19 protein-coding genes are annotated in these 24989 nt (G+C 57.8%); 6 read left to right on the top strand and 13 right to left on the bottom strand.

Translation table 11 applies throughout. The features are described from left to right. Positions 1-34: 34 nt before the first annotated feature. Positions 35-1792 carry an alkaline phosphatase gene (locus ABUK73_RS16130; protein ID WP_353578174.1) on the bottom strand — a complete coding sequence of 586 codons (1758 nt, stop codon included), beginning with the start codon at positions 1790-1792 and terminating at the stop codon, positions 35-37. Between the two features lie 353 nt (positions 1793-2145). On the opposite strand from ABUK73_RS16130, the gene dnaK reads away from it, so the two are divergent. Next, a complete protein-coding gene (dnaK, locus tag ABUK73_RS16125) occupies positions 2146-4050 on the top strand; it encodes a molecular chaperone DnaK (protein ID WP_062451631.1) in 1905 nt (634 codons plus the stop codon). 87 nt (positions 4051-4137) lie between these two features. Then, positions 4138-5271, top strand: coding sequence for a molecular chaperone DnaJ (dnaJ, locus tag ABUK73_RS16120; protein ID WP_353578173.1), 1134 nt, complete (start codon positions 4138-4140; stop codon positions 5269-5271). A 60-nt stretch (positions 5272-5331) separates the two neighbouring features. Here dnaJ and ABUK73_RS16115 read toward each other — a convergent pair whose 3' ends face one another. The 10 genes from ABUK73_RS16115 to polA all read right to left on the bottom strand — a co-directional run bounded on the left by ABUK73_RS16115 (position 5332) and on the right by polA (position 16974). After that, positions 5332-5880, bottom strand: a complete 549-nt coding sequence (locus tag ABUK73_RS16115) for a DUF924 family protein (protein WP_353578172.1) — start codon at positions 5878-5880, stop codon at positions 5332-5334. 11 nt (positions 5881-5891) lie between these two features. Beyond that, a complete protein-coding gene (locus ABUK73_RS16110) occupies positions 5892-6104 on the bottom strand; it encodes a SlyX family protein (RefSeq protein ID WP_353578171.1) in 213 nt (70 codons plus the stop codon). 106 nt (positions 6105-6210) lie between these two features. After that, complete coding sequence (locus tag ABUK73_RS16105) at positions 6211-7716, bottom strand: tripartite tricarboxylate transporter permease (protein ID WP_353578170.1); 1506 nt, start codon at positions 7714-7716, stop codon at positions 6211-6213. A gap of 8 nt (positions 7717-7724) precedes the next feature. Next, positions 7725-8186 (bottom strand): tripartite tricarboxylate transporter TctB family protein, encoded by a 462-nt coding sequence (locus tag ABUK73_RS16100; protein WP_113087296.1) that lies wholly within the window; start codon positions 8184-8186, stop codon positions 7725-7727. A gap of 72 nt (positions 8187-8258) precedes the next feature. After that, a complete protein-coding gene (locus ABUK73_RS16095) occupies positions 8259-9242 on the bottom strand; it encodes a tripartite tricarboxylate transporter substrate-binding protein (protein ID WP_353578169.1) in 984 nt (327 codons plus the stop codon). Between the two features lie 215 nt (positions 9243-9457). Next, positions 9458-10822 carry a sigma-54-dependent transcriptional regulator gene (locus tag ABUK73_RS16090; protein ID WP_353578168.1) on the bottom strand — a complete coding sequence of 455 codons (1365 nt, stop codon included), beginning with the start codon at positions 10820-10822 and terminating at the stop codon, positions 9458-9460. Next, positions 10819-12642 carry a sensor histidine kinase gene (locus tag ABUK73_RS16085; protein WP_353578308.1) on the bottom strand — a complete coding sequence of 608 codons (1824 nt, stop codon included), beginning with the start codon at positions 12640-12642 and terminating at the stop codon, positions 10819-10821. The genes ABUK73_RS16090 and ABUK73_RS16085 overlap by 4 nt, the downstream gene beginning before the upstream one ends. A gap of 165 nt (positions 12643-12807) precedes the next feature. Then, positions 12808-12993 (bottom strand): 50S ribosomal protein L32, encoded by a 186-nt coding sequence (gene rpmF / locus ABUK73_RS16080; RefSeq protein ID WP_003507205.1) that lies wholly within the window; start codon positions 12991-12993, stop codon positions 12808-12810. A gap of 193 nt (positions 12994-13186) precedes the next feature. Next, on the bottom strand, positions 13187-13909 hold the full coding sequence (locus ABUK73_RS16075) for a DUF1868 domain-containing protein (RefSeq protein ID WP_353578167.1): 723 nt from the start codon (positions 13907-13909) through the stop codon (positions 13187-13189). A gap of 71 nt (positions 13910-13980) precedes the next feature. Next, positions 13981-16974 carry a DNA polymerase I gene (gene polA, locus ABUK73_RS16070; RefSeq protein WP_353578166.1) on the bottom strand — a complete coding sequence of 998 codons (2994 nt, stop codon included), beginning with the start codon at positions 16972-16974 and terminating at the stop codon, positions 13981-13983. A gap of 430 nt (positions 16975-17404) precedes the next feature. Between polA and ABUK73_RS16065 the strand changes: the two genes are divergently transcribed. Together ABUK73_RS16065 and ABUK73_RS16060 are read left to right on the top strand one after the other, a co-directional pair. Beyond that, on the top strand, positions 17405-17848 hold the full coding sequence (locus tag ABUK73_RS16065) for a MarR family winged helix-turn-helix transcriptional regulator (RefSeq protein ID WP_353578165.1): 444 nt from the start codon (positions 17405-17407) through the stop codon (positions 17846-17848). Between the two features lie 73 nt (positions 17849-17921). Next, positions 17922-19313, top strand: coding sequence for a M20/M25/M40 family metallo-hydrolase (locus ABUK73_RS16060; RefSeq protein WP_353578164.1), 1392 nt, complete (start codon positions 17922-17924; stop codon positions 19311-19313). A gap of 454 nt (positions 19314-19767) precedes the next feature. Here ABUK73_RS16060 and ABUK73_RS16055 read toward each other — a convergent pair whose 3' ends face one another. After that, a complete protein-coding gene (locus ABUK73_RS16055) occupies positions 19768-19977 on the bottom strand; it encodes a cold-shock protein (RefSeq protein WP_045230211.1) in 210 nt (69 codons plus the stop codon). Positions 19978-20523: 546 nt separating this feature from the next. Here ABUK73_RS16055 and ABUK73_RS16050 point away from each other — a divergent pair. Then, a complete protein-coding gene (locus ABUK73_RS16050; RefSeq protein WP_353578163.1) occupies positions 20524-20982 on the top strand; it encodes a YbaK/EbsC family protein in 459 nt (152 codons plus the stop codon). Positions 20983-21107: 125 nt separating this feature from the next. Beyond that, a complete protein-coding gene (locus ABUK73_RS16045) occupies positions 21108-23438 on the top strand; it encodes a transglycosylase domain-containing protein (RefSeq protein ID WP_353578162.1) in 2331 nt (776 codons plus the stop codon). An 84-nt stretch (positions 23439-23522) separates the two neighbouring features. On the opposite strand, the gene hemA is transcribed toward ABUK73_RS16045, so the two are convergent. Beyond that, positions 23523-24740 (bottom strand): 5-aminolevulinate synthase, encoded by a 1218-nt coding sequence (gene hemA, locus ABUK73_RS16040; RefSeq protein WP_353578161.1) that lies wholly within the window; start codon positions 24738-24740, stop codon positions 23523-23525. Between the last annotated feature and the right edge of the window lie 249 nt (positions 24741-24989).

The following is a 24989-nucleotide window of genomic DNA, read 5'->3' as shown; positions in this document are numbered from 1 at the left end:
CTGTGCAAGCCGGATCGTATTTCTTTTACAAAGATTACTGCGTCTGCTTTGCGCCAAGCGCGAAGGTGTCTGCCAGCACGCGATAAACGTCGCTCTGTTCCATGTAACCCTTGAAGCCTTCCGAGCCGGGGCCGGTGGACTGAAGAACGATATCGTCAACAGCGTGAACGCCGCTGTCGCCATCCTTTGGAATATTACCCTGCACGAAGACCGCGCCGGGAACATTCTTGTAGGCTTCGTTGGCGATATATTCCTTCTTCTCGTTCTGGATTGCCGGAACGAAAGGACCATCCATCTTCGGGCGGAATGTTTCGTAATGGTCAGGACCATTATTGGCATTCAGGAACAGGCGGCGGCTGACGTCGATCCGGTCAGGATAACCATCGCCGTCCTTGTCTTCGTAGTTCGGGAAGCCGGCTTCGGCATAGGTGCCGACCTTGGCGCGCATTTCGTCGCCCGGCTTTTCGTCATCGACGGTGCCGATGATGGAAACGCCATGAGCGTGGTCGCCGGTCACGACGATCAGCGTGTCGGGGTTCTTGGCAGCGAATTCACGAGCAACGCCAATGGCCTTGTCGAATTCGATGGTTTCGACAACAGCGCGATCCCAATCCAGCGGGTGAGACATCTTGTCGATGTTTGCTGCTTCGACCATCAGGAAGAAACCGTCCTGGTTCTTGGACAGTTCACCGAGAGCTGCCTTGGTCATATCGACCAGACCGGGCTGGTTCGGGAACTTGTCGACGGTGCCCTTCTTGAGGAAGTTGCGGTCGAGAAGCGTGTCCATGTTGCCGGTGTGGAACAGGCCGAGAAGCTTGCCGGTGTTGGAACCTTCAGCCTTTTCAAGCTCGTTCTTGTCGGTTGCCAGCGTGTAGCCTGCATCCTGGAACAGCTTGATATAGTCCTTGTCGTCCTTGCGCTTGGAACCGGGAACGTCCTTGCCGAGGAAATAGGCAGAGCCACCGCCCAGAACGACGTCAGGCTTGACGTCGAACATCATGCCGGTGATTTCAGCCTTGTCGCCACGCTTGCGGGTGTGGGAAACGATGGCCGCAGGCGTCGCATCCTGCAATTCGGATGTCGTTACGATGCCGATGGACTTCTTCGTCTGGCGGCGCAGGGCCTCACCGATGGTCTCGACCTTCGGGTCATCAAGGCTTGCAGGCGTGCGGTCGCCGTAAACGCCGAGAGCGTTCACAGGAGCCTTGTGGCCGGTCATGTAGGCCGACATGGTGTTGGCGCTATCGGTGGCGATGGCTTCGGTGGACGATGTGCCGATGAAGGCCATGCGGTCCATTTCGTCCATGTTCAGACGACCGTTCGCCTTACCTTCGGTCATGCCCTTGGACATGATGCGGGCAGCGGTGCGGTGCGCAACAGAGAGGCCGTCACCTAGGAGGAAAATGATGTTCTTGGCCTTTGGCGTTTCGCCGGTGCCATAAACAACCCAGTTGACGCTCTTGGTTTCGGAACCGGCGGAAACTTCGACCTTGTAGTCGCCAGCCTTGGCAATCTTAAGGCCACGCAGGGTGACGGCAGAACCGAGAACCTTGTCTTCCTTGCCCTTTTCTTCGGCGGTGAAGGTGACGTCGGCGCCGAAGACGGTCTTGTAGTCCTGGCCGTTGACGGTGATCTTCACGTCTTCAGGCTTTACGACATTCTTGAACTCGACTTTGAAGTCAAAAGGAGAACCGCTGAGAATCGTTGCACGATCAAGCGGATAGACGGTTGCGGCCTGTGCAGCACCGGCAAGCACGGTGGTCGCGACGAATGCGGCGATAAGTTTGCGCATGATAACCTCTAAGGAGTTATGTTTTATAGAAAAGCACCCCGCCTATAGGGACCGCGCATGACAGTGAAATGACGATCCGCGCGAATCTGAGGGGTGCCGCACAACCCGGCTGTTTTTATTTCTGCCGTGTCGAAAGGCGCTCAGGGTGCCTCATCTGTTTTATGCAAGCTTTATTTCTTCATTTTTTGGTGCAATCGACGCATTGATCCGCCTTGCAGCGGGAAAAATCGCTCCTTATATACCCCCCAGACAGCAGCAAGAATGCTGCACAAACCGGAAGACCATCCAAGTCAAGGAGTTGTCAGTGGAATGCCTCCCGGGGTTCCGACAACTCGCTTCAAGGAGAGAAGAGAATGGCAAAAGTAATCGGTATCGACCTTGGCACGACCAATTCCTGCGTCGCAGTGATGGACGGCAAGGACACAAAGGTAATTGAAAACGCGGAAGGTGCACGTACGACCCCTTCCATGGTCGCCTTCAGTGACGATGGTGAGCGTCTGGTCGGCCAGCCTGCAAAACGTCAGGCCGTCACCAACCCAACCAACACCCTGTTTGCGGTCAAGCGCCTGATCGGTCGCCGCTACGAAGACCCGACTGTCGAAAAGGACAAGGGCCTCGTACCGTTCGAGATCGTCAAGGGCGACAATGGCGACGCATGGGTAGAAGCACAGGGCAAGGGTTATTCCCCTTCGCAGATTTCTGCGATGATCCTTCAGAAGATGAAGGAAACTGCCGAATCCTACCTCGGCGAAAAGGTCGAAAAGGCCGTCATCACCGTTCCTGCCTACTTCAACGACGCACAGCGCCAGGCCACCAAGGATGCTGGCCGCATTGCCGGTCTTGAAGTTCTGCGCATCATCAACGAGCCGACGGCTGCTGCCCTGGCTTATGGCCTCGACAAGAAGGAAGGCAAGACGATTGCCGTGTACGACTTGGGCGGCGGTACCTTCGATATTTCCGTTCTGGAAATCGGCGACGGCGTTTTCGAAGTTAAGTCCACCAATGGCGATACCTTCCTTGGCGGTGAAGACTTCGACATGCGTCTGGTCGAATATCTGGCCGGTGAGTTCAAGAAGGATCAGGGCATTGACCTGAAGGGCGACAAGCTTGCGCTTCAGCGCCTGAAGGAAGCTGCCGAAAAGGCAAAGATCGAGCTTTCGTCTTCGCAGCAGACCGAAATCAACCTGCCCTTCATCACGGCAGATGCGACCGGTCCGAAGCACCTGACGCTGAAGCTGACCCGTTCCAAGTTCGAAAGCCTTGTGGACGATCTGGTCCAGCGCACCGTTGCACCATGCAAGGCAGCGCTCAAGGATGCAGGCGTTTCGGCTGCCGAGATCGACGAAGTCGTTCTCGTCGGTGGCATGAGCCGCATGCCGAAGGTTCAGGAAGTCGTCAAGCAGCTGTTCGGCAAGGAGCCGCATAAGGGTGTGAACCCGGATGAAGTTGTTGCCATGGGCGCGGCCATTCAGGCCGGCGTTCTGCAGGGCGACGTCAAGGACGTTCTGCTTCTCGACGTAACGCCTCTGTCTCTCGGCATCGAAACGCTGGGCGGCGTCTTCACACGTCTGATCGACCGTAACACGACGATCCCGACCAAGAAGAGCCAGACCTTCTCGACCGCCGAAGACAACCAGTCTGCCGTGACCATCCGCGTTTCGCAGGGTGAGCGCGAAATGGCTGCCGACAACAAGTCGCTCGGCCAGTTCGACCTCGTCGGCCTGCCACCATCGCCACGCGGCGTTCCGCAGATCGAAGTGACCTTCGACATCGACGCCAACGGCATCGTGCAGGTTTCCGCGAAAGACAAGGGCACCGGCAAGGAACAGCAGATCCGCATTCAGGCATCTGGTGGTCTGTCCGACGCCGACATCGAAAAGATGGTGAAGGACGCCGAGGCCAATGCCGAAGCCGACAAGAAGCGTCGCGCCGGTGTGGAAGCCAAGAACCAGGCCGAAAGCCTCATCCACTCCACCGAGAAGTCGGTGAAGGAATATGGCGACAAGGTTTCTGAAACGGATCGCAAGGCCATCGAAGATGCCATTGCTGCGCTGAAGACGTCGGTTGAAGCCTCCGAGCCGGATGCTGACGACATTCAGGCCAAGACCCAGACCCTTATGGAAGTTTCCATGAAGCTTGGTCAGGCCATCTACGAAGCCCAGCAGGCTGAAGGCGGCGAAGGTGCTGCCGAAGGTGGCAAGGACGACGTGGTCGATGCGGACTATGAAGAAATCAAGGACGACAAGAAGTCTGCATAATCCAGACTTTCTGAACTCCAATTGATGCTTGACTGAAATCCGGCTGCCTAGTGCAGCCGGAAATCCATTTCCGGGGCTTGTTAATTAATGGCGAAAGCAGACTTTTACGAAACACTTGGCGTTGGCAGAACTGCCGACGAAAAAGAGCTGAAAAGCGCCTTCCGCAAACTCGCGATGAAGTATCACCCGGACAAGAATCCCGATGATGCCGAATCTGAAAAGAAGTTCAAGGAAATCAACGAAGCCTATGAAACGCTCAAGGACCCGCAGAAGCGGGCTGCTTACGACCGTTTCGGCCACGCAGCCTTCGAACAGGGTGGCATGGGCAATGCAGGCGGCGGCTTCGGTGGCGGCGGCAGCGGTGGTTTCTCCGATATTTTTGAAGACATTTTTGGCGAGATGATGGGCGGCGGTCGTGCGCGTCGCTCCAGCGGCGGACGCGAGCGCGGTGCCGATCTTCGTTACAATATGGAAATTTCGCTGGAAGAAGCGTTCAGCGGCAGAACGGCGCAGATTCGCGTGCCGACATCCATCACCTGCGACGTCTGTTCCGGTTCTGGCGCAAAGCCCGGCACCCAACCCAAGACCTGCAGCACCTGCCAGGGTTCGGGCCGCGTGCGTGCAGCACAGGGTTTCTTCTCGGTAGAACGTACCTGCCCGACCTGCCACGGTCGCGGCCAGACGATTACCGACCCCTGCACCAAGTGCCATGGTCAGGGCCGTGTAACGGAAGAGCGTTCGCTGTCGGTCAACATTCCAGCCGGTATTGAAGACGGTACCCGGATTCGCCTGCAGGGTGAAGGCGAGGCAGGCATGCGCGGTGGCCCTTCGGGCGACCTCTACATCTTCCTCTCCGTACGGCCACACGAGTTCTTCCAGCGTGACGGCGCCGATCTCTATTGCGCCGTGCCGATCTCCATGACGACCGCAGCGCTTGGCGGCACATTCGATGTGACGACGCTGGACGGCACGAAATCTCGCGTGACGGTGCCTGAAGGTACACAGGCTGGCAAGCAGTTCCGCCTGAAGGGTAAGGGCATGCCTGTGCTGCGGTCCGCGCAGCAGGGCGATCTCTATATCCAGATCCAGATCGAAACACCGCAGAAGCTGACCAAGCGTCAGCGCGAATTGCTGCAGGAATTCCACGAGCTGTCGTCCAAGGATAACAATCCAGAATCCACCGGCTTCTTTGCCCGGATGAAGGAATTCTTCGACGGCTGATACCAGCTGGATTTTTAAAAAGGCCGCGGTTCCTGATGGAAACGCGGCCTTTTTTATGTCCTATCCGGCGAACCCGCCTTCGTCCAAAAAGACTTTTTCCTCCGGCGTGCTTTCACGCAGCAGAATGTCGTTGCGATGCGGGAAGCGTCCGAAGCGTTTGACGATATCGCGATGCTCGACTGCAAACGGAAAATAGCGTTCACCCAAGGGCTCGCACAGCTTGCAGCACAATTCCTGATCTTCCAGGTCTTCGGAATGCATCAGCGGCAGATAGAAGAAGATGCGAAGCTCTGCATCGATGGTCATGTCGTGACCTCGGCGCATGGCCTCATGGCCATAATGGCGGGCAAGCGGGTCGGTGGCATACATATGGGCCGTGCCGCGAAAGCAATTGCGTGGAAACTGATCCAGCAGCAAGAGCAACGCAAGACTGCTCTCATCACCCTCAAGCCAGCCATCGAGTTCACGGCGGGCGGCAGCAAAATGCAAATCCCTGAAACGATCATGGAAGGCAGCGTCGAATTGCGCATCCTTGTCGAACCATTTGTCTGGCCCGGCTTCGTTCCAGAACGCAATGACATCGGATGCGGCAGAGGCTGTTTCGCTCATCTCTGGCTCCCTTAATAGTGCGGTGGTTTGGTGATGGCGGGTGCTTCCAGCGCCTGCTCTTCGAGGCTCAGAAATCGCTCCGTCAGTCGGTCGAGCTTAGCGCGGGTCTGCTCAACGACCTTCCATTGTTCGGCAAGCTGATCGGACAGCTCCTCAATGGCTTTTGCCTGATGCGCCACGGTTTCTTCGAGCGCAATGATACGGTTTTCGCTGGTGTCTGCCATGATCGCCTCCTGTTTTCCGCCCTGCTTTGACAGTTTTATAGCCGACAAACAAGACAAAGGCCGGACATGATGCCCGGCCTTTGAGAGTTTCGTTGTTTCGCTAATCTCAATCTTCTTCCTGAAAGACCTCTTCGCGCTTTTTCTTGACGCTTGGAAGGAAGACGATGACGAGAACTGCCAGCGCAATCAAAAGCAGGGTGGCGCTGATGGGGCGGGTGACGAAGGTGGAGGGGTCACCACGCGACAGGATCATCGCCCGGCGCAGGTTCTCTTCCAGCAGCGGCCCCAGCACGAAACCGAGCAGCAATGGTGCCGGTTCGCAGCGTAGCTTGACCAGCGCATAACCGATGAGCCCGAAGAAGGCGACGGCATAGAGATCATAGACGTTGGAGTTGACGCTGTAGACCCCGATGGCGCAGAACGCCATGATGATGGGGAACAGCACGTAGTAAGGGATGGTCAACAACTTCACCCAGAGCCCGATCAGCGGCAGGTTGAGAACGACCAGCATCAGATTACCGATCCACATGGATGCAATGATGCCCCAGAACAAAGCTGGCTGTTCGACGGCGACATTCGGGCCAGGAACGATGCCCTGAATGATCATGGCACCGATCATCAGCGCCATGACCGGGTTGGCAGGAATGCCAAGCGTCAGAAGAGGAATGAACGAGGTCTGCGCACCGGCATTGTTGGCCGACTCAGGACCAGCCACACCGGCAATAGCGCCGTGGCCGAATTCTTCCGGGTGCTTCGAGACACGCTTTTCGACTGTGTAGGACGCAAAGGCCGCAAGGATCGCACCGCCGCCCGGCAGGATGCCGAGTGCCGAGCCGATGGCCGTGCCGCGCAGCACCGGGCCGATCATCTGCTTGAAATCGTCCTTGCTGGGCAGAAGGCCGCTGACCTTGGCCATCAAGACCGAACGGGTCTTTTCGTTTTCGAGGTTTCTCAAGATTTCGGCAATGCCGAAGACACCGACGGCGACTGCGACGAAGTTCAGGCCATCGGCATATTCCCGGATGCCCAGCGTGAAGCGCGGCGTGCCGCTATAGATATCCGTACCCACCAGCCCGAGCAGCAGACCGAGAACGACCATGGCCAGCGCCTTGATGATGGAGCCATGGGCAAGGGCGATGGAGGAGACGAGGCCGACGACCATCAGCGAGAAATATTCGGCGGCACCGAATTCCAACGCGATGGCCGTTAGAGGCGGTGCGAAGACTGCCACGAGAAAGGTCGAGACCGTACCGGCGAAGAAGGAGCCGATGGCGGCAATGGCCAGTGCGACGCCTGCTTTGCCCTTGCGCGCCATCTGGTAGCCATCGATGGCGGTGACGGCAGAGGACGATTCGCCCGGCATGTTAATGAGGATCGCCGTGGTCGAGCCGCCATATTGCGCGCCGTAATAGATGCCCGCGAGCATGATGAGCGAGGAAACCGGCTCCAGCTGGAAGGTGATCGGCAGCAGCATGGCGATGGTTGCCGTGGCACCGATGCCCGGCAAGACACCGATCAGGGTGCCGAGCAACACGCCAATGAGGCAGAAGAACAGGTTGTGAAGAGATGTGGCGGTGGAAAAACCCAGCGCGAGATTATCAAACAGTTCCATCATGCACCTCAGAAGTTGAGCCAGGGGCCGAAGCGCTGGAAGGGCAGTCCCAGACCGTAATCGAACACGGCCACGGAAAATATGGTGATGCCGATGGACAGCACGACGGCCATCCACGGCTTCATCTTATGAGACGCGAAGGAGGCGATGAGCGCGCTGCAAAACAGGGCTGGAACGAAGCCGAGACCGCGCACCGTCATGCCGAAGAAGATCGGTGCGGGCAGAATGAGAAAGATGCCGCGCCACGCGATGGGCCCCAGCGGTTCGCCCTGGATCTTGCCCGCGCGCACGAAGATGAAGGTGCCAAGCGCCACAAGGATGATGGAGAGCACGAGCGGGAAATAGCCCGGCCCCATGCGAAACGCCGTCCCCAGTTCCAGCCCGTAGGATTGCCAGGCAAAGAAAAGGCCGAGCGCGATGAAAAAGCCGCCACAGATCGCCTCTGTCGCATCGAATGAAATGGATTTCATATGTTGGGTCCCCCGCTGGCGAGTGAAAACCGGCGGCCTGTGACGGCCACCGGTTGAGTGCTTGAAAGAGACTTAGTCGGCGTACTGACCTGCGGCCTCGATCACCGTTTTCCAGCGGGTGATTTCGCCTTCGAGCTTCGCTTTCAGGGCCGCTGGCGTGCCATCGGCATCAGGCGATGGCACTGTGCCGAGCTCGGCAAAGCGGGCTGCGACATTCGGGTCTTTCAGGGCCACCTGAAGCGACTTCGAAAGACGCTCATTGATATCGGCAGGCGTGCCCTTAGGCGTATAAATGCCGTGCCAGACACCGACTTCGAAGCTTGGAAGACCAGCCTCTGCCGCTGTCGGCACGTCGGGCAGCACATCGAGACGCTTGGGTGTCGTCACCGCATAGGCTTTGACGGTTTTGCCCTGAATCTGCTTGGTGGTGTTGGTCGTCTGGTCGCACATGATATCGACCTGTCCGCCCAAGAGATCGGTCATGGCCGGACCCGTGCCCTTGTAAGGCACTGTGACGAGCGGGGTCTGGATGGCGCTCATGAACAGCATGCCGCACAGATGCGAGGCAGCACCGATGCCGGCATTGGCGACAGTGACCGTATCCTTGTTGGCCTTTGCGTATTCGATGAGGCCCTTGAGGTCATTGGTCTCCAGCGTCTTGCGCGACAGAATGGTCATCGGCACTTCGGTGACGAGGCCGACATAATCGAAGGCTTCGAGCGTGTTATAGGCCAGCTTGCGGTAGAGCGTGGCGCTGGTTGCCATGCCGATGTGGTGAAGGAGAACGGTGTAGCCGTCTGGATCGGCAGATGCCACGCGACCAGCACCCAATGTGCCACCGGCACCGCCGACGTTTTCAACGACGATCTGCTGACCAAGGTCTTTCGACATGGATTCAGCGACAAGCCGTGCAACAGTGTCGGTCGGACCGCCTGCGGCGAAGGGCACGACCATGGTGATGTTGCGCTGGGGATAGGTCTGCGCGGATGCGGACGCTGCAAGCAGCGATACGGCAGCAGCAGTCACGACACCCGTGACGGTCTTTAGGATTTTCATCTTTTCCTCCCGATGAATTATGACCTCATCGATCGTCGCACTCCTATTGCGCCGGTCGGGGGTGACGTTATTTGCAATCGCCAACGCGTCGCACGCAATGGTGCGCGTTTCCGGCGAGAGGAAAAGCAACGGTTAAACCCTCGAAATGGGTGGAATCCGAAACATCGGGCAATATCGATGGGTGGAAATCCACCCGTGACTTTAGAGCGAAAGCATCAGGTCAGGTTTTTGAGGTCTTCCTCACCAAAGCCCTGCTTCGTGAGAGCGTGTTTCTGCATCTTTTCATAGAGCGTCTTGCGCGATATTCCCAAGGTCTCATAAACAGCTTTGAGGTTACCTCTGTGGGAGGCGATGGCTCTTGCGAGAACCGACTTTTCAAATTCAGCAACCTTGTCCGCAAGGTTTGCATCACCGGCTTTGAACATCGCTTGCGGTTCCAAAGTGCTGCCATCCAGTCCGAGAACCAGCCGGTCAGCGGCGTTTCTCAGTTCCCGCACATTGCCCGGCCAGTCCTGCATGGATAGCCCGGAAACGATATCCGAGGGCACGTCGATGTCGTCCCTGCCGTAACGCGCTGCCGCCTCGCGTACCAGATGCAGGAACAAAAGCGGTATGTCGGAGCGACGTTGCGCCAGAGACGGTACGTGGACTGTCGCGACATTGAGCCGGTAGAGAAGGTCCTGTCTGAAGCGTCCGGCCAGCGCCTCTTGCGCCAGGTCGGCCTTGCTGGTCGCGATAAATCGAACGTCGAGTTCGATCGTTTCGTTGGAGCCTAGCCGGGTAATGGTTCTTTCCTGCAAAACCCGCAGGAGTTTGCCTTGCATATCAAACGGCATCGAGCCGATTTCATCCAGCAACACCGTACCGCCGCGTGCATGTTCGAACTTGCCGTAACGCGGGCGGAGCGCGCCGGGGAAAGCCCCTGCCTCATGGCCAAACAATTCGCTCTCGATCAGGTGCTGGGGCAGCGCCGCGCAATTGATGGCGACGAAAGGCCGGTCCGCACGGGCGCTGACATCGTGGAGTGCGCGTGCCACCACTTCCTTGCCGGCTCCTGTATCGCCGATGATCAGCGTATCGGCATCCGCAGCACCAATGGCCCGGATGCGGTAGCGCAGATCGACCATGACCTGCGTGCGGCCCGGCAGGCGCGTTTCCAGGTCGTCCCGCTTACCTGCCACGGCACGCAGCCGGCGGTTCTCCAGCACCAGCGAGCGGCGGTCTATGGCACGCTTGATAATGCCTGCGAGGTACTGAACGCTGAAGGGCTTTTCGATGAAGTCATAGGCGCCGTTGCGCATGGCGTTGACGGCAAGCTGCACATCGCCATGGCCGGTCACCAGAATGACGGGGATTTCCGCATCCAGTTCCCGCACCTTTTGCAGCAGCGTCATTCCATCCATGCCAGGCATTCTGATATCGCTGACGATGACACCATCGAAACTGTAGCCAATCAGTTCAAAGACGTGGTCGGCATGGTCGACAGTGACGACGTCGAGACCTGCCAGCTCCAGCGCCTGTGCGGTGGAAAGCCGCAAATCCTCTTCGTCATCGATCAGCAAAACACGCGAGACATTCATTCGGCAGCAATCTCCATCGGCGCTTCCGCGTCCAGTTCAATATCGAAGCGCGCACCACCCTCGGGCAGGTTGGTCACGCTGAGACGTCCGCCGAAATCCTTGACGATATTGTAGGAGATGGACAGCCCGAGGCCCAGGCCCTTGCCCACGCCCTTGGTGGAAAAGAACGGATCGAATATGCGCTCCATGATGGCGGGCGGCACGCCGGGGCCGTGGTCGCGGATCGAGAGAATGACCTTTTCGCACTCCTGCCGTGCCGTGAGATCGATATGGCGATTCTCCAACCCTTCGACGGCATCGGCGGCGTTGGAAATGATATTGACCAAGACCTGCTGGAGCCGCACCGGCCCAGCCTTCACGTAAAGCGGCACCGGACCGAAATCCACGGTCAATCGGGCATCTGCCGCCTTCAGCCGCGCATTGACGATTTCCAACGTATCGCTGACCACCGCATCCAGCGGCACCGGACCGAGCTTTTCGTTCGGCTTGCGCGCGAAGTTGCGCAGATGCTTGCCGATGGCGGCCATGCGGTCGATCAGGACCGAAATGCGTTTGAGATTGTCGCTCGCTTCCTCCACCCGGCCACGCTCTATCAGCAAAGAGGCGCTTTCGGCATAGGTCTTGGCGGCGGCCAGTGGCTGGTTGAACTCATGAGACAGAGCTGCCGACATTTGGCCGAGCGCTGCCAGCTTTCCCGCCTGGATCAAGTCCTTCTGGGTTTTGCGCAGCCGCTTTTCGGTCTGGCGACGTTCGGCAATCTCATGCTTGATATCGCGGTTGACGCGGGCGAGATCGGCGGTGCGTTCTTCCACGCGCCGTTCCAGTTCGGCCTGCGCTTCCGCCTGATGGATCAGCCGGTCGCGCAATCGCTTGCGCCGCTGCAACATGGCGGCAATCAGCGCCATTGCAAGGCAGAGGCACAGAACGATGGCGATCATCGTGGTTTTGACCTGTGTGCGTATGGAGCCGGTATCCATCAGCACATTGACCCTCCATCCGGCGTCGGGCATGTCCTGCGAAAGAGAGATATATTCCCGGTCCTGCTCTCCCTCGCGGATCGTCATCAGATCATGGGCACCGAAGGTGGCGTGCGTCACCGCAAGCTGCCTCAGATTGGCATCCGAATAGCGTCGTGAGCTCTCGGTCTTGGCAATGCGTTCGGGTGTCAGCGGCTGGATGGCGGAATAGAGCCATTCCGGCGTTCCCGTCATGAAGATGATGCCTTCGGGGTCATTGACGAAGATACGGTTCTCGCCATTGCCGAAAGATGCCTCAATGCCTTCGATATCCACCTTGAAGACGATGACGCCCTTGATCTCGCCGTTGAAGAGAATGGGCGAGGCGAAATAATAGCCGCGCTTGTGCGACGTGGTTCCGAGCGCGAAGAATTTCGATTGTTGACCTTTGGCGGCATCCTGAAAATAGGGGCGGTAGCTGAAATTTTGGCCGACGAAGCTCGCCGGACCATCATAATTGCTGGCGGCAATCGTCTCGCCATCCAGCGTCATGATGTAGATATCGGATGATTTCAGCAGATCGTTGATGGATTTCAGGTAGATATTGGCTCGCAATCGCAAAGATTGGTCCTGGGGGTGCGCGACAAGTTCCTCGATATCATCGTGATCCGCCATCAGCGCTGGCAATGGCTCGTAGCGGCTCAAATGCCCGCCGAGCGCAGAGACCGCCAGCCGCAACGTCGTGCCGCCTTGTGCTGCCACCTCGTTGAAGTAGCTTTCGGCAATAAGCTCGCTTCCCCGGGTCAGGGCGACACCGCCAAGACCAAGGCACACAAGCACGATACCGATCCAGCGATACCTCACCGACCTGAAACCCTCCACATGACGGGCTTGATCCAAGCCCGCTCTCCCGGCTTCAAGTCTAAGGGGAGGTGTCAGAATTTCCAAGCGCCATTGGTGGGCGCAAAACCAAAAACAAAAAAGCCGACCCGAAGGCCGGCTTTTCGTAACTTAGAGAAGGCGCAAAAATTATGCGCTTTCCTTCGGCGTCAGAACCTGACGACCACGGTACATGCCTGTCTTCAGGTCGATGTGGTGTGGGCGGCGCAGTTCGCCGGAGTTCTTGTCTTCAACATAGGTTGCGGACTTCAGGCCATCAGCCGAACGACGCATGCCACGCTTGGACGGGCTTGTTTTTCTCTTAGGTACTGCCATTTGTGTAACTCCACTTAAGCGGCGAAACACGGGAACCAGCCAGGACCCAGGCCGAATGTCACATGTTTCTATATCTGAATTTTGGCGCGCTTATACATGCCTCCCGGGGCTTTGACCAGCCCCGGCGTCGATTTTTTCAAGAATGTCCGAATCGCCAAGACAGGTCTTATGCGAAAGCTTTTGACACTGACTATCAGACAGGGTCGAAAACGATCAATTCCTCAAAATGCTTCATATCACTGAATTCACAGAATGCTGGCGGGCGCATTTCCAGAACCGGAACGGCAGACCGCAACTGCTCAAGGCTTTCATCCAGCATTCTTTGCCAGCGCGGCAGGCATCCGGGATCGAACCAGCGCATGATATAGGCGAAGGTGATGTGGAACTCATAGGTCTCGTGGTCGGGATGGCGATAGCCGAAGGCATCAGCAAAGGCATTGCGCCATTCGGCAATCGCCCGGTCATCCCCTGCCGTTGCACCTTTCAATGTCAGGCCCAGCGGTGAGAGGCCGGAAACCTGCATGGCAAAGGCCGGAAGCTGCGGAAAAGCCTGAAGTTTTTCCAGATAGAAATCCGTCATCGCTTCGATGGACGTATCGCCCGGCATCTCCTTTGGCCAATAGGGCCAGCTGCGGCGACGCTCGATGATGCCCTGAAACACCGTCATGTGCAGGCTTGAGGTGGGCGTGAAAGCCAGATGGCTGTGCGCTTCCGGCATATCGAGAAGCTGCTTGCGGGTCTTGATGATCGCGTATTGCGTGCGCGACCCTTCCGCCAGATGACAGACGACCGTGTTTCCCGGCTCATGCAGAAATTCGCCGTTCAGATCATACCGGGTTCCGAGATGACGCGGCGGTGCATCGTTATTGGCGGTGGAAAAGGCGGCGAGCTTCTGTGAAACGAACGGCGCGTGCATGGTGCAAAGGCTCCTTGTAAGCAAGGTAGCCTCCTACTCCCGGCACGCGACACTTCAATGACAGGGCAGCGTCAGTGCGCCTCGTCCCAATTGGCGGCGGCGCGCGCATCCACCTTCAGCGGCACTTTCATGTCGATGGCGGGCATGGCCGCGTTTTCCATGATCGAGACGACGACCGGCAAAGTCTTGTCGATCTCGCTCTCTTCCACCTCGAAGATCAATTCGTCATGCACCTGCAACAGCATGCGTGCAGCAAGCTTGGCCTCTTCCAGAGCCGGTTCGATGCGGATCATGGCGCGGCGGATGATATCTGCCGCAGAGCCCTGAATGGGCGCATTGATGGCGGCGCGTTCATTGAAGGCGCGCACCGAAGGATTGGACGACTTGATTTCCGGGTAGTTGATGCGGCGACCGAAGATGGTTTCGACATAACCCTTGTCGCGTGCGATGGCCTTGGTGTTTTCCATATAGTCGCGGATGCCGGGGAAGCGCTCGAAATACTTCTTGATGTATTCGCCAGCTTCCGAGCGCCCGATGCTAAGCTGGTTGGCCAGACCGAAAGAGGAAATGCCGTAGATAATGCCGAAGTTGATGGCCTTGGCACGGCGGCGCACTTCAGACGGCATGCCTTCAACGGGAACGCCGAACATTTCCGACGCCGTCATGGCGTGAATATCGATGCCGTTTTCAAAGGCGTTTCTCAGCTGCGGAATATCGGCGACATGGGCGAGAACGCGAAGCTCGATCTGGCTGTAGTCGGCAGACAGAAGCTTGTTGCCAGGCGTGGACACAAAGGCCGTACGAATCTTGCGGCCTTCTGCCGTGCGCACCGGAATGTTCTGAAGATTGGGCTCAGACGAGGACAGACGACCGGTGGTGGTCGATGCCAGCGAATAGGAAGTGTGGACCCGCTTCGTATCGGCATGGATATAGCCGGGAAGCGCATCCGTATAGGTGGATTTCAGCTTGGTCAGCTGGCGCCAGTCCACGATCTTGCGCGGCAGTTCGGCACCTTCGGCGGCCAGATCTTCCAGAACCTGCGCCGAGGTGGACCATTGCCCGGTCTTGGTTTTGGAGCCACCCGGAAGCCCCATTCTGCCGAACAGAATATCGCCCAGCTGCTTCGGCGAGCCGATGTTGAACTTTTCGCCTGCAAGCTCGTAAATCTCTTCTTCGAAGGCAGCAGCCTTTTGCGCGAGTTCGCCGGAGAGACGCGACAGGATTTGCCGGTCGACGGTGATGCCGCGCTCTTCCATGCGAGCAAGAACCGGCAGCAGCGGGCGCTCCAGCCGCTCGTAGACGGCGGTCAGACGGTCGGCCACAAGGCGCGGTTTCAGCACCATCCACAAACGCAGCGTGACATCGGCATCTTCGGCGGCATAGGCGGTTGCCTTGTCGATATCGACGAAATCGAAGGTGACGCCCGATTTGCCGGAGCCTGCGACGTCCTTGTAAGCAATCGGCGTGTGGCCGAGCCAGCGTTCGGACAGGGCATCCATGCCGTGCAGGCCTTTGCCCGCTTCCAACACATAGGACATCAGCATCGTATCATCGAAACTCTGCATGGTGATGCCGAGGCGCTTGACCAGCAGATAGTCATATTTCAGGTTTTGTGCGACCTTGAGAACGGCCGGGTCTTCCAAAAGCGCCTTCAACCGATCCAGCGCATCGCGTGCCGGAATCTGGTCGGGCGCAAGCTTGATGCCATCGCTGAACAGATCGCCGCCCGAACCGGTCTTGTGGGAGATCGGCACGTAGGCGGCGATGATCTCCGCGCCTGTCGCATCCTTGCGGTTATTGGCAACCGCCAGCGAAAAGCCGACCAGTTCGGCCTGCATCGGATCGAGCGAGGTGGTTTCCGTATCGAAGGCAACAACGCCGGCTTCCCTGGCCATGGCAACCCAACGATCCAGCTCTTCCACCGTGCGGATGGTCTGATAGGCCGTGATATCGATCTTGGCAGCGGAAAAAATCGCTTCGCGGCTGGAGGCAAGCGCGGCAGGCGTGCTGCCTTCCAGTTTTGAGGCAATGGCCGAGGCGTTTTCGACCGCGCTCTCATCCAGCGATGTGGCCTTGTCGCCTGCGGGCTCTACCGGTGCCCCATCCAGATCGGGACCATGCGCCTGCGCGCCGCGTTCCACCGGAACATTGGCGGCATCGATGACGGCTGCATCAGCGCCGGTGGTTTCGGCCACGCGACGGGTGAGTGTGGTGAATTCCATGGCCTTCAGGAAAGCGATGAGCTTGGGGCCATCCTGCGGCTCCAGCGTCAGCGCATCCAGCGGCAATTCCAGCGGCACGTCGGTTCTGAGCGCCACGAGCTGCCGTGAAAGGCGTGCAAGTTCCGCATTGGCAACAATGTTTTCGCGGCGCTTCTGCTGCTTGATTTCGCCAGCACGTTCCAGCAGCGTATCGAGATCGCCATATTCACCCAGCAACTGCGCCGCCGTCTTCGGGCCGATACCGGGAATGCCGGGAATGTTATCGGTCGAGTCGCCGGTCATGGCTTGCAGGTCGATCATCTTTTCGGGCGCAACGCCCCATTTTTCGATGACATCGGGCACGCCGATCTGCTTGTCCTTCATCGCGTCGTACATATGCACATTGGCGGTGACGAGCTGCATCAGATCCTTGTCGGAAGAGATGATCGTCACATCCGCGCCGATGGCCTCGGCCTGGCGAGCGTAAGTAGCAATGATATCATCCGCCTCAAACCCTTCCGTTTCGATGCAGGGCAGATTGAAGGCGCGGGTGGCGTGGCGGATCAGGCCGAACTGCGGCACCAGATCTTCCGGGGGTGCGGAGCGGTTGGCCTTGTAGAGATCGTAAAGCTCATTGCGAAAGGTTTTCGAAGAATAGTCGAAAATGACGGCAAAATGCGTGGGCGTCACGCCGACATCGGTGTTGCGAGCATCCTTCAACAGCTTCCACAGCATGTTGCAGAAACCGGACACAGCATTGACCGGCAATCCATCCGATTTGCGGTTGAGCGCGGGAATGGCATGGAACGCCCGGAAGATGAAACCGGAGCCGTCTACGAGGAAGAGGTGATCGCCTTTTTTCATGGGAAGCATGGATAGCGCGGGCCTGTGTTGGCGTCCATAGAAAGTTCTTGAAGGATCGGACCAACCCACTATTTCCGGGACGCGCAAGGGCGGGTTCAAACCTCACCATAACGTTACAAATTTGTAATCCGGGCTTCCCTTGAAAAGCCGCATTTGCAGCCTCATTTCTTGGAGGACGGCGACTGATCACGCCGTGTCTGATAGCTGGCTCGTCCCCCGCCGCGTCAGACCGGACAAAGGCCTACCCCCCTCTCCGGGCCTTTGTCCCTCAATATAAACGCCATGGCCGTCCCCTCCCGGCCATGGCGTTTTTTATGGTCTCAACCTACCCTTTTTCCTGCACCGCATGCTTCGCGAAAGCCTCGGTATCTACATAGCATGATATGCAATTGCGGTGACGGTATCGCCGCGCGCCCGGGACGAGAATGAGATGCGTTTTTCGCGAAACGATTCGGCCACCTATCTTGCCGCCCAGCTGGCAAAGACCTTTGCAAAGGCGCTGAACAAGCGCGCCGCCGCACTCGGTTTTTCGCCGGGTCAATTTCCCATATTGCTGGAACTCTGGCACGAAGACGGCCTGACCCAGCGGCAATTGCTGGACCGTGTTGATGTTGAGCAGGCGACGCTCGCTAATACTCTTGCCCGCATGGAGCGTGACGGGCTGATCGAGCGCAAGCCGCACCCCAGAGACCGGCGCGCGCAGATCATCGAACTGACGGAGCGTGGCCGTGAGTTGGAACTGCAAGCGATTTCCGCTTCCAAGGCAACCGATGATGCCATGCTTGGCGGGCTGCTGAAATTCGAGCGGCAGTTGCTGCTGGAATATATGGGCCGCGCCATCGAGGCCGCCAAAGTCTCCGACCAAAAGGCCTGAGGTGATTTTCCGGCTCGAAACCGGACGACCTTTGCTCTATCCTGCGCCAATCTTTGCATGACAGGATCGCGTAATGACAGACATATCCCCCGTTCTCTCGGCGGTTGACGACAATCTCAACGCCAGTCTCGACAGACTTTTCGAACTCGTCCGCCTGAAATCCATCTCGACAGACCCGGCTTACAAGGCCGAATGCCGCAAGGCCGCCGACTGGCTGGTCCGCGATCTGACGAGCATCGGCTTCAAGGCCTCGGTGCGCGACACCGCCGGTCACCCCATGGTCGTTGCCCATCACGATGGCGGGACGCCGGATGCACCGCATGTGCTGTTTTACGGCCATTACGATGTCCAGCCCGTCGACCCCATCGCGCTTTGGGACAACGAGCCCTTCGATCCGGCGTTGAAAGACATCGGCGAAGGCCGGCAGATCATCACCGGTCGCGGCACATCGGATGACAAGGGTCAGCTGATGACCTTCGTCGAAGCCTGCCGTGCCTACAAGCAGGTTCATGGTTCGCTGCCACTGCGCATCACCATTCTGTTCGAAGGTGAAGAGGAATCCGGTTCGCCATCGCTCAAGCCTTTCCTTGATGCCAATGCCGATGAGCTGAAGGCGGATTATGCACTGGTTTGCGACACAAGCATGTGGGACCGCGAAACACCCGCGATTGCTGCTGCACTGCGTGGTCTCGTCGGCGAAGAGATCGTCATCACCGGTGCTGACCGCGACCTTCATTCGGGCCTGTTCGGTGGTGCGGCTGCCAACCCGATCCATATTCTGACGTCCATCCTCGCTGGTCTTCACGACGAGACGGGCCGTATCACGCTGCCGGGCTTCTACGATGGCGTCGAGGAAACCCCGGCCAATATCAAGGCATCCTGGGACAATCTGGGGCGCACCGCCGAATCATTCCTCGGCGAAGTCGGTCTGTCCCTCCCTTCGGGTGAAAAAGGCCGTTCGGTTCTGGAACTGACCTGGGCGCGCCCGACGGCTGAGGTCAACGGCATCGTCGGCGGTTACACCGGCGAAGGTTTCAAGACGGTGATTGCGGCCAAGGCATCCGCCAAGGTGTCTTTCCGTCTGGTCGGCAAACAAGACCCTGCCGCCATCCGAGAAAGCTTCCGCGCCTATGTCCGCTCGAAAATTCCGGCCGACTGCTCGGTGGATTTTCATGAGCACGGCGGCTCACCCGCCATTCAGCTGTCCTATGATTCGCCAGCGCTGACAAAAGCCAAGGGCGCGCTGTCCGATGAGTGGGCCAAGCCCGCTGTAGTCATCGGCATGGGCGGATCGATCCCCATCGTTGGCGATTTCCAGACCATGCTCGGCATGGATTCGCTGATGATCGGCTTCGGTCTGACGGATGACCGCATTCATTCGCCCAACGAGAAGTACGACCTGCAATCGTTCCACAAGGGCATCCGCTCGTGGGTGCGAATTCTCTCTGCGCTGAGCGCCAAGTAACAACAAAAAAGCGCCGCCCGCTTTAGCGAGTGGCGCTTTCGATGACTGTAACAGGTCATGAAAAACAAAAAGGCCGGGCAAGCCCGACCTTTCCTTCCGTTTCAGCAGCAGTGCCAGTACATCCGTGGTCAAGGCGCATAAAACGGTTTGGTGTCTCAGCACGGCGCCAACTTAAGTTGCTGTCGCTCGCGTCTTCCGAAACATGATTGCTCTGCTTTGGTTAATCTTTGGTTAACACACCAGCCGCAACCACGTCGTTTCAAATCTCTTTGTCGGAGACCGCTGAAACACTCATGAACCCTATATCGTGGTGGATAGTGGCCATTACAAGGCCGAGCGCATATTTTTTTAGAATGTCAAAATATAGAAAAGCAAACCGGCAAAGAAAAAGGCCGGGCGAACCCGGCCTTTCCAACTTGCGTCAATTCGGCTCAAGAGCCGACCAAAGCTTCAATTAAGCAGCAACGATGCTGTCTGCGGACATCTTGCCCGAACGGCGGTCCTGAACGAGTTCGTAGGTGATCTTCTGACCATCCTTGAGGCCGTTCAGGCCAGCGCGCTCAACTGCAGAGATGTGAACGAAAACGTCCTGTGCGCCATCATCAGGCTGAATGAAGCCGTAGCCCTTGGTTGCGTTGAACCACTTTACTGTACCAGTCGCCATAACGATGTTCCTTCCGTTGGCAAATTACGTTTGCACTGAAATTCAGCGCGGGTGTTCTCGAATTTGAAGGAAAGATCGTCGTTTGCGTCTAAAAGACGCCGAAGCTCTGGTCGTCAAACAAATATCGATGGCGAAACACCTAAGGTGGTGACGCCGATAAGTCAAGTTTGTTTGGTGAAGAAGCCGAAAAGCGATGCCCCGTATTTTGCCGCCACTATTTCAGTTTCGGCAGCGTTACCCTCGGCTTAGAGCTTTTCACGTCCGAAGACTTCCGATCCTTGATGTGAATTCGGGAAGGCCAAAAACGCAAAAACCCGGCGCGGGAGGAGGTGCGCCGGGTTCTTGAAACTGACTGACAACTGGGAGGAGGAGTGTTGTCAGTCCAATCGGGCGACGCTGGGAGGAGGAGTGCGTCGCTTCGATGGTTTGAAGATACAACAAATTCCCCTGATTAAAACACAAGACATTGCACCACAGCATTGCGCAAAACGCATAACTAGGGTGGTTATGCTTGCCCTCAACTGCATTAACGCCTAAAGATTGCGCATGAGCATCGAATCTGTCCGAAAATATTTCGCCAGCCACGCTCCAGAGATTGACGTTCTGGTTACCGAGGCAAGCTCCGCCACTGTGGCACAGGCCGCAGAAGCCCACAATGTCGATCCGGACCAGATTGCCAAGACGATTTGTCTCAAGGCAGGCGATACGATTCTCCTCCTCGTCACCGCGGGTACCAAGCGGCTCGACAATCGAAAGTTTCGGGATCGATTCGCGACCAAGCCCCGGATGCTGGGTGGCGACGATGTGGTAGCCGTCACCGGTCATCCCATTGGGGGTGTCTGCCCCTTCGGCCTGCCCTCCCGTCTGCCTGTTTACCTTGACTTATCACTGAGAAATTATGTCGAGGTTCTGCCAGCAGCTGGCGCGACCAACGCCGCCGTGCGCATTGCGCCGGACCATATGGCCACGTTGACGGGTGCGGAATGGGTGGACGTTTGCCAGTGACGGCAACGTGAAGTTTACGTTCTTTAACCCCACCTTAAATCGCCGCATTTAAGCTTCATCGGGAAGAAACGATGACCAGGAGCAGCGAATAGCGCCGCCAAACATCATGGAGCGATTTCCCGAAGATGGCAGGTAATGGCAAATCACGCCAGCGCGTAGAACCTTCTTTCGGGGATTTTCACGAATCCGGCGATGACCTGCGTCTTGACGAGACCGACCGGATTACCGGCACCAAGGGTGGCAGTAAAAAATCTGCCAGTTTCGACGATCCCAAACCGCAAAAACGTGAGCGCAGCCGCAAGCAGGCAACGACGAAACGTTCGTCGCGCAGGGAAAGCGGTGGCGGCATCATCGGCTTTATCCGCTCCTGCATTTACTGGTGCGTCGTGCTGGGCATCTGGGGCGGCATCGGCGTTGCTGGTATCGTCTTCTATTATGCCGCGCGCATGCCGAGCGCCAGCACATGGTCGATCCCCGAACGCCCACCCAATCTGAAAATCGTTGCCGTCGATGGCTCGGTGCTTGCCAATCGCGGCACCACAGGTGGCGAGGCGCTGTCGCTTGAGGATATGTCGCCCTACCTTCCGCAGGCCGTCATGGCCATCGAGGACCGGCGTTTCTATTCGCATTTCGGTATCGATCCGCTGGGTCTTGCCCGCGCCATCGTCACCAATATCGTCAGTGGCCGCACCGTTCAGGGTGGCTCGACGCTGACGCAGCAGCTGGCGAAAAATCTGTTCCTGTCTCCCGACAGGACGCTGGAGCGCAAGATTCAGGAAGTGCTGCTGTCGTTCTGGCTGGAGCAGAAATACACCAAGGACCAGATTCTGGCGATGTATCTGAACCGCGTCTATTTCGGTTCAAACGCTTATGGCGTCGAAGCGGCATCGCAGCGCTATTTCAACAAGTCTGCCCGTGACGTCAATCTGGGCGAAGCGGCCCTGCTGGCTGGTCTGCTGAAGGCCCCTTCGCGTCTTTCGCCGGCGCGCGATCCGCAGGCTGCCGAAGAGCGCGCGCAGGTCGTTCTCCAGTCGATGCGTGATGTCGGTTTCATCACCGAGGATGAAATCAAGACGGCCATGTCGCAGCCGCCGACAAAGGCGAAACGTTTCTGGTCGGGTGCCGAACATTACGCCGCCGATATGGTGCTGGACGAGGTTCGCGGCCTGATCGGCGATGTGAAGCAGGATCTGGTGGTCGACACAACCATTGACCTCGATCTGGAAAAAGAAGCCGAAAAGGCGCTTTCCGATGTGCTGAAAAGCGAAGGTAAAAAGCTCGGCGCTTCGCAGGCCGCCTTGGCTTCCATCGATGGGACGGGTGCCATTCGCGCCGTTGTCGGCGGGGCGGATTATGCTGAAAGCCAGTTCAACCGCGCGTCCAGAGCAAAACGCCAGCCCGGCTCAGCCTTCAAGCCCTTCGTTTATATCGCCGCGCTGGAAAATGGGCTGACGCCGAATTCCATCCGCAACGATGCGCCGGTCAAGATCGGCAAGTGGACGCCTGAGAATTACGACCAGAAATATCGCGGCGAAGTCACGCTTGCGACGGCGCTTGCCAATTCGCTGAACACGATTGCCGCCCAACTCGTGATGGAGGTCGGCCCCGACAAAGTGACGCAGGTGGCACACCGCATGGGCATCGAATCGGATTTGCAGGCCAATGCCTCGATTGCGCTTGGCACGTCGGAAGTCTCGCTTCTGGAACTGACCTCGGCCTATGCGCCGATGATGAATGGCGGCTTCAAGGCGACGCCGCATATCGTCAAGCGCATTACCGACGCCGAAGGCAAGGTTCTGTACGAAAACAAATACGACAATCCGCCCCGCGTGCTGAGTGAATCGATTGCCGCGACCATGAACAGCATGCTGACCGGCGTCATCAATGAGGGTACGGGCAAGGCCGCACGGCTGAAGGGCTGGCAGGCGGCGGGCAAGTCCGGCACCACCCAGTCTTTCCGCGATGCCCTTTTTGTCGGCTACACCAGCACGCTGACGACGGGCGTTTGGTTCGGCAATGACGATGGCACGTCGATGAAGAAGGTCACCGGCGGCGGCCTGCCTGCCAAGGCGTGGAAAGAATTTATGACCGCTGCTCATTCCGGCCTGACACCGTCTCCGCTCTTCGGTCTCGGCGCTTATGGTGCCCCTGAAATTGGCCAACCCATGACCGACTCACCCACCGCCCTGCCCCAGTCGCTCAGCGATCTCATCTCCAATGCCCTGGGCGGAAAAGAAGCGCCGGTACCGCCGAATTATCCGGCAGCACCCGTCGGGCGCGACCAGACAGCATCCAATCCCGCTTACCCGCCTGCCGATGTTCCGGCTCAGCAATTTCCGCAGCAGCAATATGGCGGCGGTCCGATTCCGCCTGCCGATATCGGCGGTGGCCAGCCACAGCAGCGTCAAGCTGCGCCGAAACAAACGACCTTGTTCGACATCTTGATGGGCAATTGATCCGGTTCAGCCCCTATCCGCAACAGCAAAAAGCCCGGTGAAAACCGGGCTTTGACTGCATGACGGTGATTCTTCCGAGGAGATTTAGGCGACAGCCCTTGCAAGCGCGCACCGCGCCCAAAGCTGGTGAAGCGCACTGACCAGCTGCTCCATATCCGCATCGCTGTGCAACGGGGTCGGTGTGATGCGCAGGCGTTCCGTCTTGCGGGGTACGGTCGGATAGTTGATCGGCTGCACATAGACGCCGTGGTCATCCAGCAGGATGTCGGAAATCCATTTACACTTGGCCGCATCGCCAACCATCACAGGCACGATGTGACTTGGATTGTGGATATGCGGAATGCCGCTCTTGTCCAGCAAGGCACGCAAGGTGCGCACGCGCTCCTGATGACGAACGCGCTCGAACGGACTTGCCTTCAAATGCTGGATGGAGGCAACGGCACCGGCTGCCAGCGACGGTGGCAATGCTGTCGTGAAGATGAAACCGGATGCAAAGGAGCGAATGAAGTCGCACAGGGCTTCGGATGCGGCAATATAACCGCCCATCACACCAAAGGCCTTGCCCAATGTGCCTTCGATGATCGTCACGCGATCCATCAGACCTTCGCGCTCGGCAATGCCGCCGCCGCGTGGTCCGTACATGCCGACGGCATGCACTTCATCAAGATAGGTCATTGCGCCGTATTGATCGGCAAGATCGCAGATTTCCTTGATGGGCGCGATATCGCCATCCATCGAATAGACCGATTCGAAGGCGATCAGCTTCGGCGCTGCCGGATCGGCGGCCTTCAGCTTTGCTTCCAGGTCTTCGAGATCATTGTGCTTCCAGATGGCCTTCTCGCAGCGACCGTAACGAATGCCCTCGATCATCGAGGCATGGTTCAGCGCATCGGAGAAAATGATCAGGCCGGGAATTTTCTGGCCGAGTGTGCCGAGCGTTGCCCAGTTGGAAATATAACCGGACGTGAAAATCAGCGCCGATTCCTTGCCATGAAGATCGGCAAGTTCACGCTCCAGCGCGACATGGTGATGGTTGGTGCCAGAAATATTCCGGGTGCCTCCCGCACCCGCGCCACAGTGGTCAATGGCCGCCTTCATGGCCTCGATCACCTTGGGGTTCTGTCCCATGCCGAGATAGTCGTTGGAGCACCAGACGGTAACGTCCCGCTTCTCGCCATTTTCCGTGTAACGGGTCGCGCGCGGGAAATTCCCCTGCTGTCGCTCAAGATCGGCGAATACGCGATAACGACCTTCCGAATGCAAGCTATCCAGCTCGGTCTTGAAGTATGCCTCGAAGTCCATTCCATGCTCCAGAATTCTTGTCGTCGTTGTCGGCCCACCTCCCTGAGCCGTCAACCCCTTTGGCGCGGTTTGTCTGAAACTGCGTCAATTCGTCTCCAGTTTTGAACCATTCCAAGGAACACTTATAAGAGATTTGCCAAAGCGCAAAATTGATTCACATCAAACAGCGAAAGGAAATGGAACTTTTCCTTTCTCACCTCGTTCAGTAGGGCACAATCGATTTGGGCCGGGAGCATAGCCTGACTAAGG

The sequence above is a fragment of the Agrobacterium vacciniicorymbosi genome, assembly GCF_040427045.1.
Lineage (GTDB): Bacteria > Pseudomonadota > Alphaproteobacteria > Rhizobiales > Rhizobiaceae > Agrobacterium.
This window is presented reverse-complemented; position numbering and strand designations above follow the sequence as displayed.

What these genes read in the sequence shown, in the direction of transcription:
- ABUK73_RS16130 (WP_353578174.1), bottom strand. Translation starts at nt 1,792, where the DNA reads ATGCGCAAACTTATCGCCGCATTCGTCGCGACCACCGTGCTTGCCGGT.
- dnaK (WP_062451631.1), top strand. Translation starts at nt 2,146, where the DNA reads ATGGCAAAAGTAATCGGTATCGACCTTGGCACGACCAATTCCTGCGTC.
- dnaJ (WP_353578173.1), top strand. Translation starts at nt 4,138, where the DNA reads ATGGCGAAAGCAGACTTTTACGAAACACTTGGCGTTGGCAGAACTGCC.
- ABUK73_RS16115 (WP_353578172.1), bottom strand. Translation starts at nt 5,880, where the DNA reads ATGAGCGAAACAGCCTCTGCCGCATCCGATGTCATTGCGTTCTGGAAC.
- ABUK73_RS16110 (WP_353578171.1), bottom strand. Translation starts at nt 6,104, where the DNA reads ATGGCAGACACCAGCGAAAACCGTATCATTGCGCTCGAAGAAACCGTG.
- ABUK73_RS16105 (WP_353578170.1), bottom strand. Translation starts at nt 7,716, where the DNA reads ATGGAACTGTTTGATAATCTCGCGCTGGGTTTTTCCACCGCCACATCT.
- ABUK73_RS16100 (WP_113087296.1), bottom strand. Translation starts at nt 8,186, where the DNA reads ATGAAATCCATTTCATTCGATGCGACAGAGGCGATCTGTGGCGGCTTT.
- ABUK73_RS16095 (WP_353578169.1), bottom strand. Translation starts at nt 9,242, where the DNA reads ATGAAAATCCTAAAGACCGTCACGGGTGTCGTGACTGCTGCTGCCGTA.
- ABUK73_RS16090 (WP_353578168.1), bottom strand. Translation starts at nt 10,822, where the DNA reads ATGAATGTCTCGCGTGTTTTGCTGATCGATGACGAAGAGGATTTGCGG.
- rpmF (WP_003507205.1), bottom strand. Translation starts at nt 12,993, where the DNA reads ATGGCAGTACCTAAGAGAAAAACAAGCCCGTCCAAGCGTGGCATGCGT.
- ABUK73_RS16075 (WP_353578167.1), bottom strand. Translation starts at nt 13,909, where the DNA reads ATGCACGCGCCGTTCGTTTCACAGAAGCTCGCCGCCTTTTCCACCGCC.
- polA (WP_353578166.1), bottom strand. Translation starts at nt 16,974, where the DNA reads ATGAAAAAAGGCGATCACCTCTTCCTCGTAGACGGCTCCGGTTTCATC.
- ABUK73_RS16065 (WP_353578165.1), top strand. Translation starts at nt 17,405, where the DNA reads ATGCGTTTTTCGCGAAACGATTCGGCCACCTATCTTGCCGCCCAGCTG.
- ABUK73_RS16060 (WP_353578164.1), top strand. Translation starts at nt 17,922, where the DNA reads ATGACAGACATATCCCCCGTTCTCTCGGCGGTTGACGACAATCTCAAC.
- ABUK73_RS16055 (WP_045230211.1), bottom strand. Translation starts at nt 19,977, where the DNA reads ATGGCGACTGGTACAGTAAAGTGGTTCAACGCAACCAAGGGCTACGGC.
- ABUK73_RS16050 (WP_353578163.1), top strand. Translation starts at nt 20,524, where the DNA reads ATGAGCATCGAATCTGTCCGAAAATATTTCGCCAGCCACGCTCCAGAG.
- ABUK73_RS16045 (WP_353578162.1), top strand. Translation starts at nt 21,108, where the DNA reads ATGGCAGGTAATGGCAAATCACGCCAGCGCGTAGAACCTTCTTTCGGG.
- hemA (WP_353578161.1), bottom strand. Translation starts at nt 24,740, where the DNA reads ATGGACTTCGAGGCATACTTCAAGACCGAGCTGGATAGCTTGCATTCG.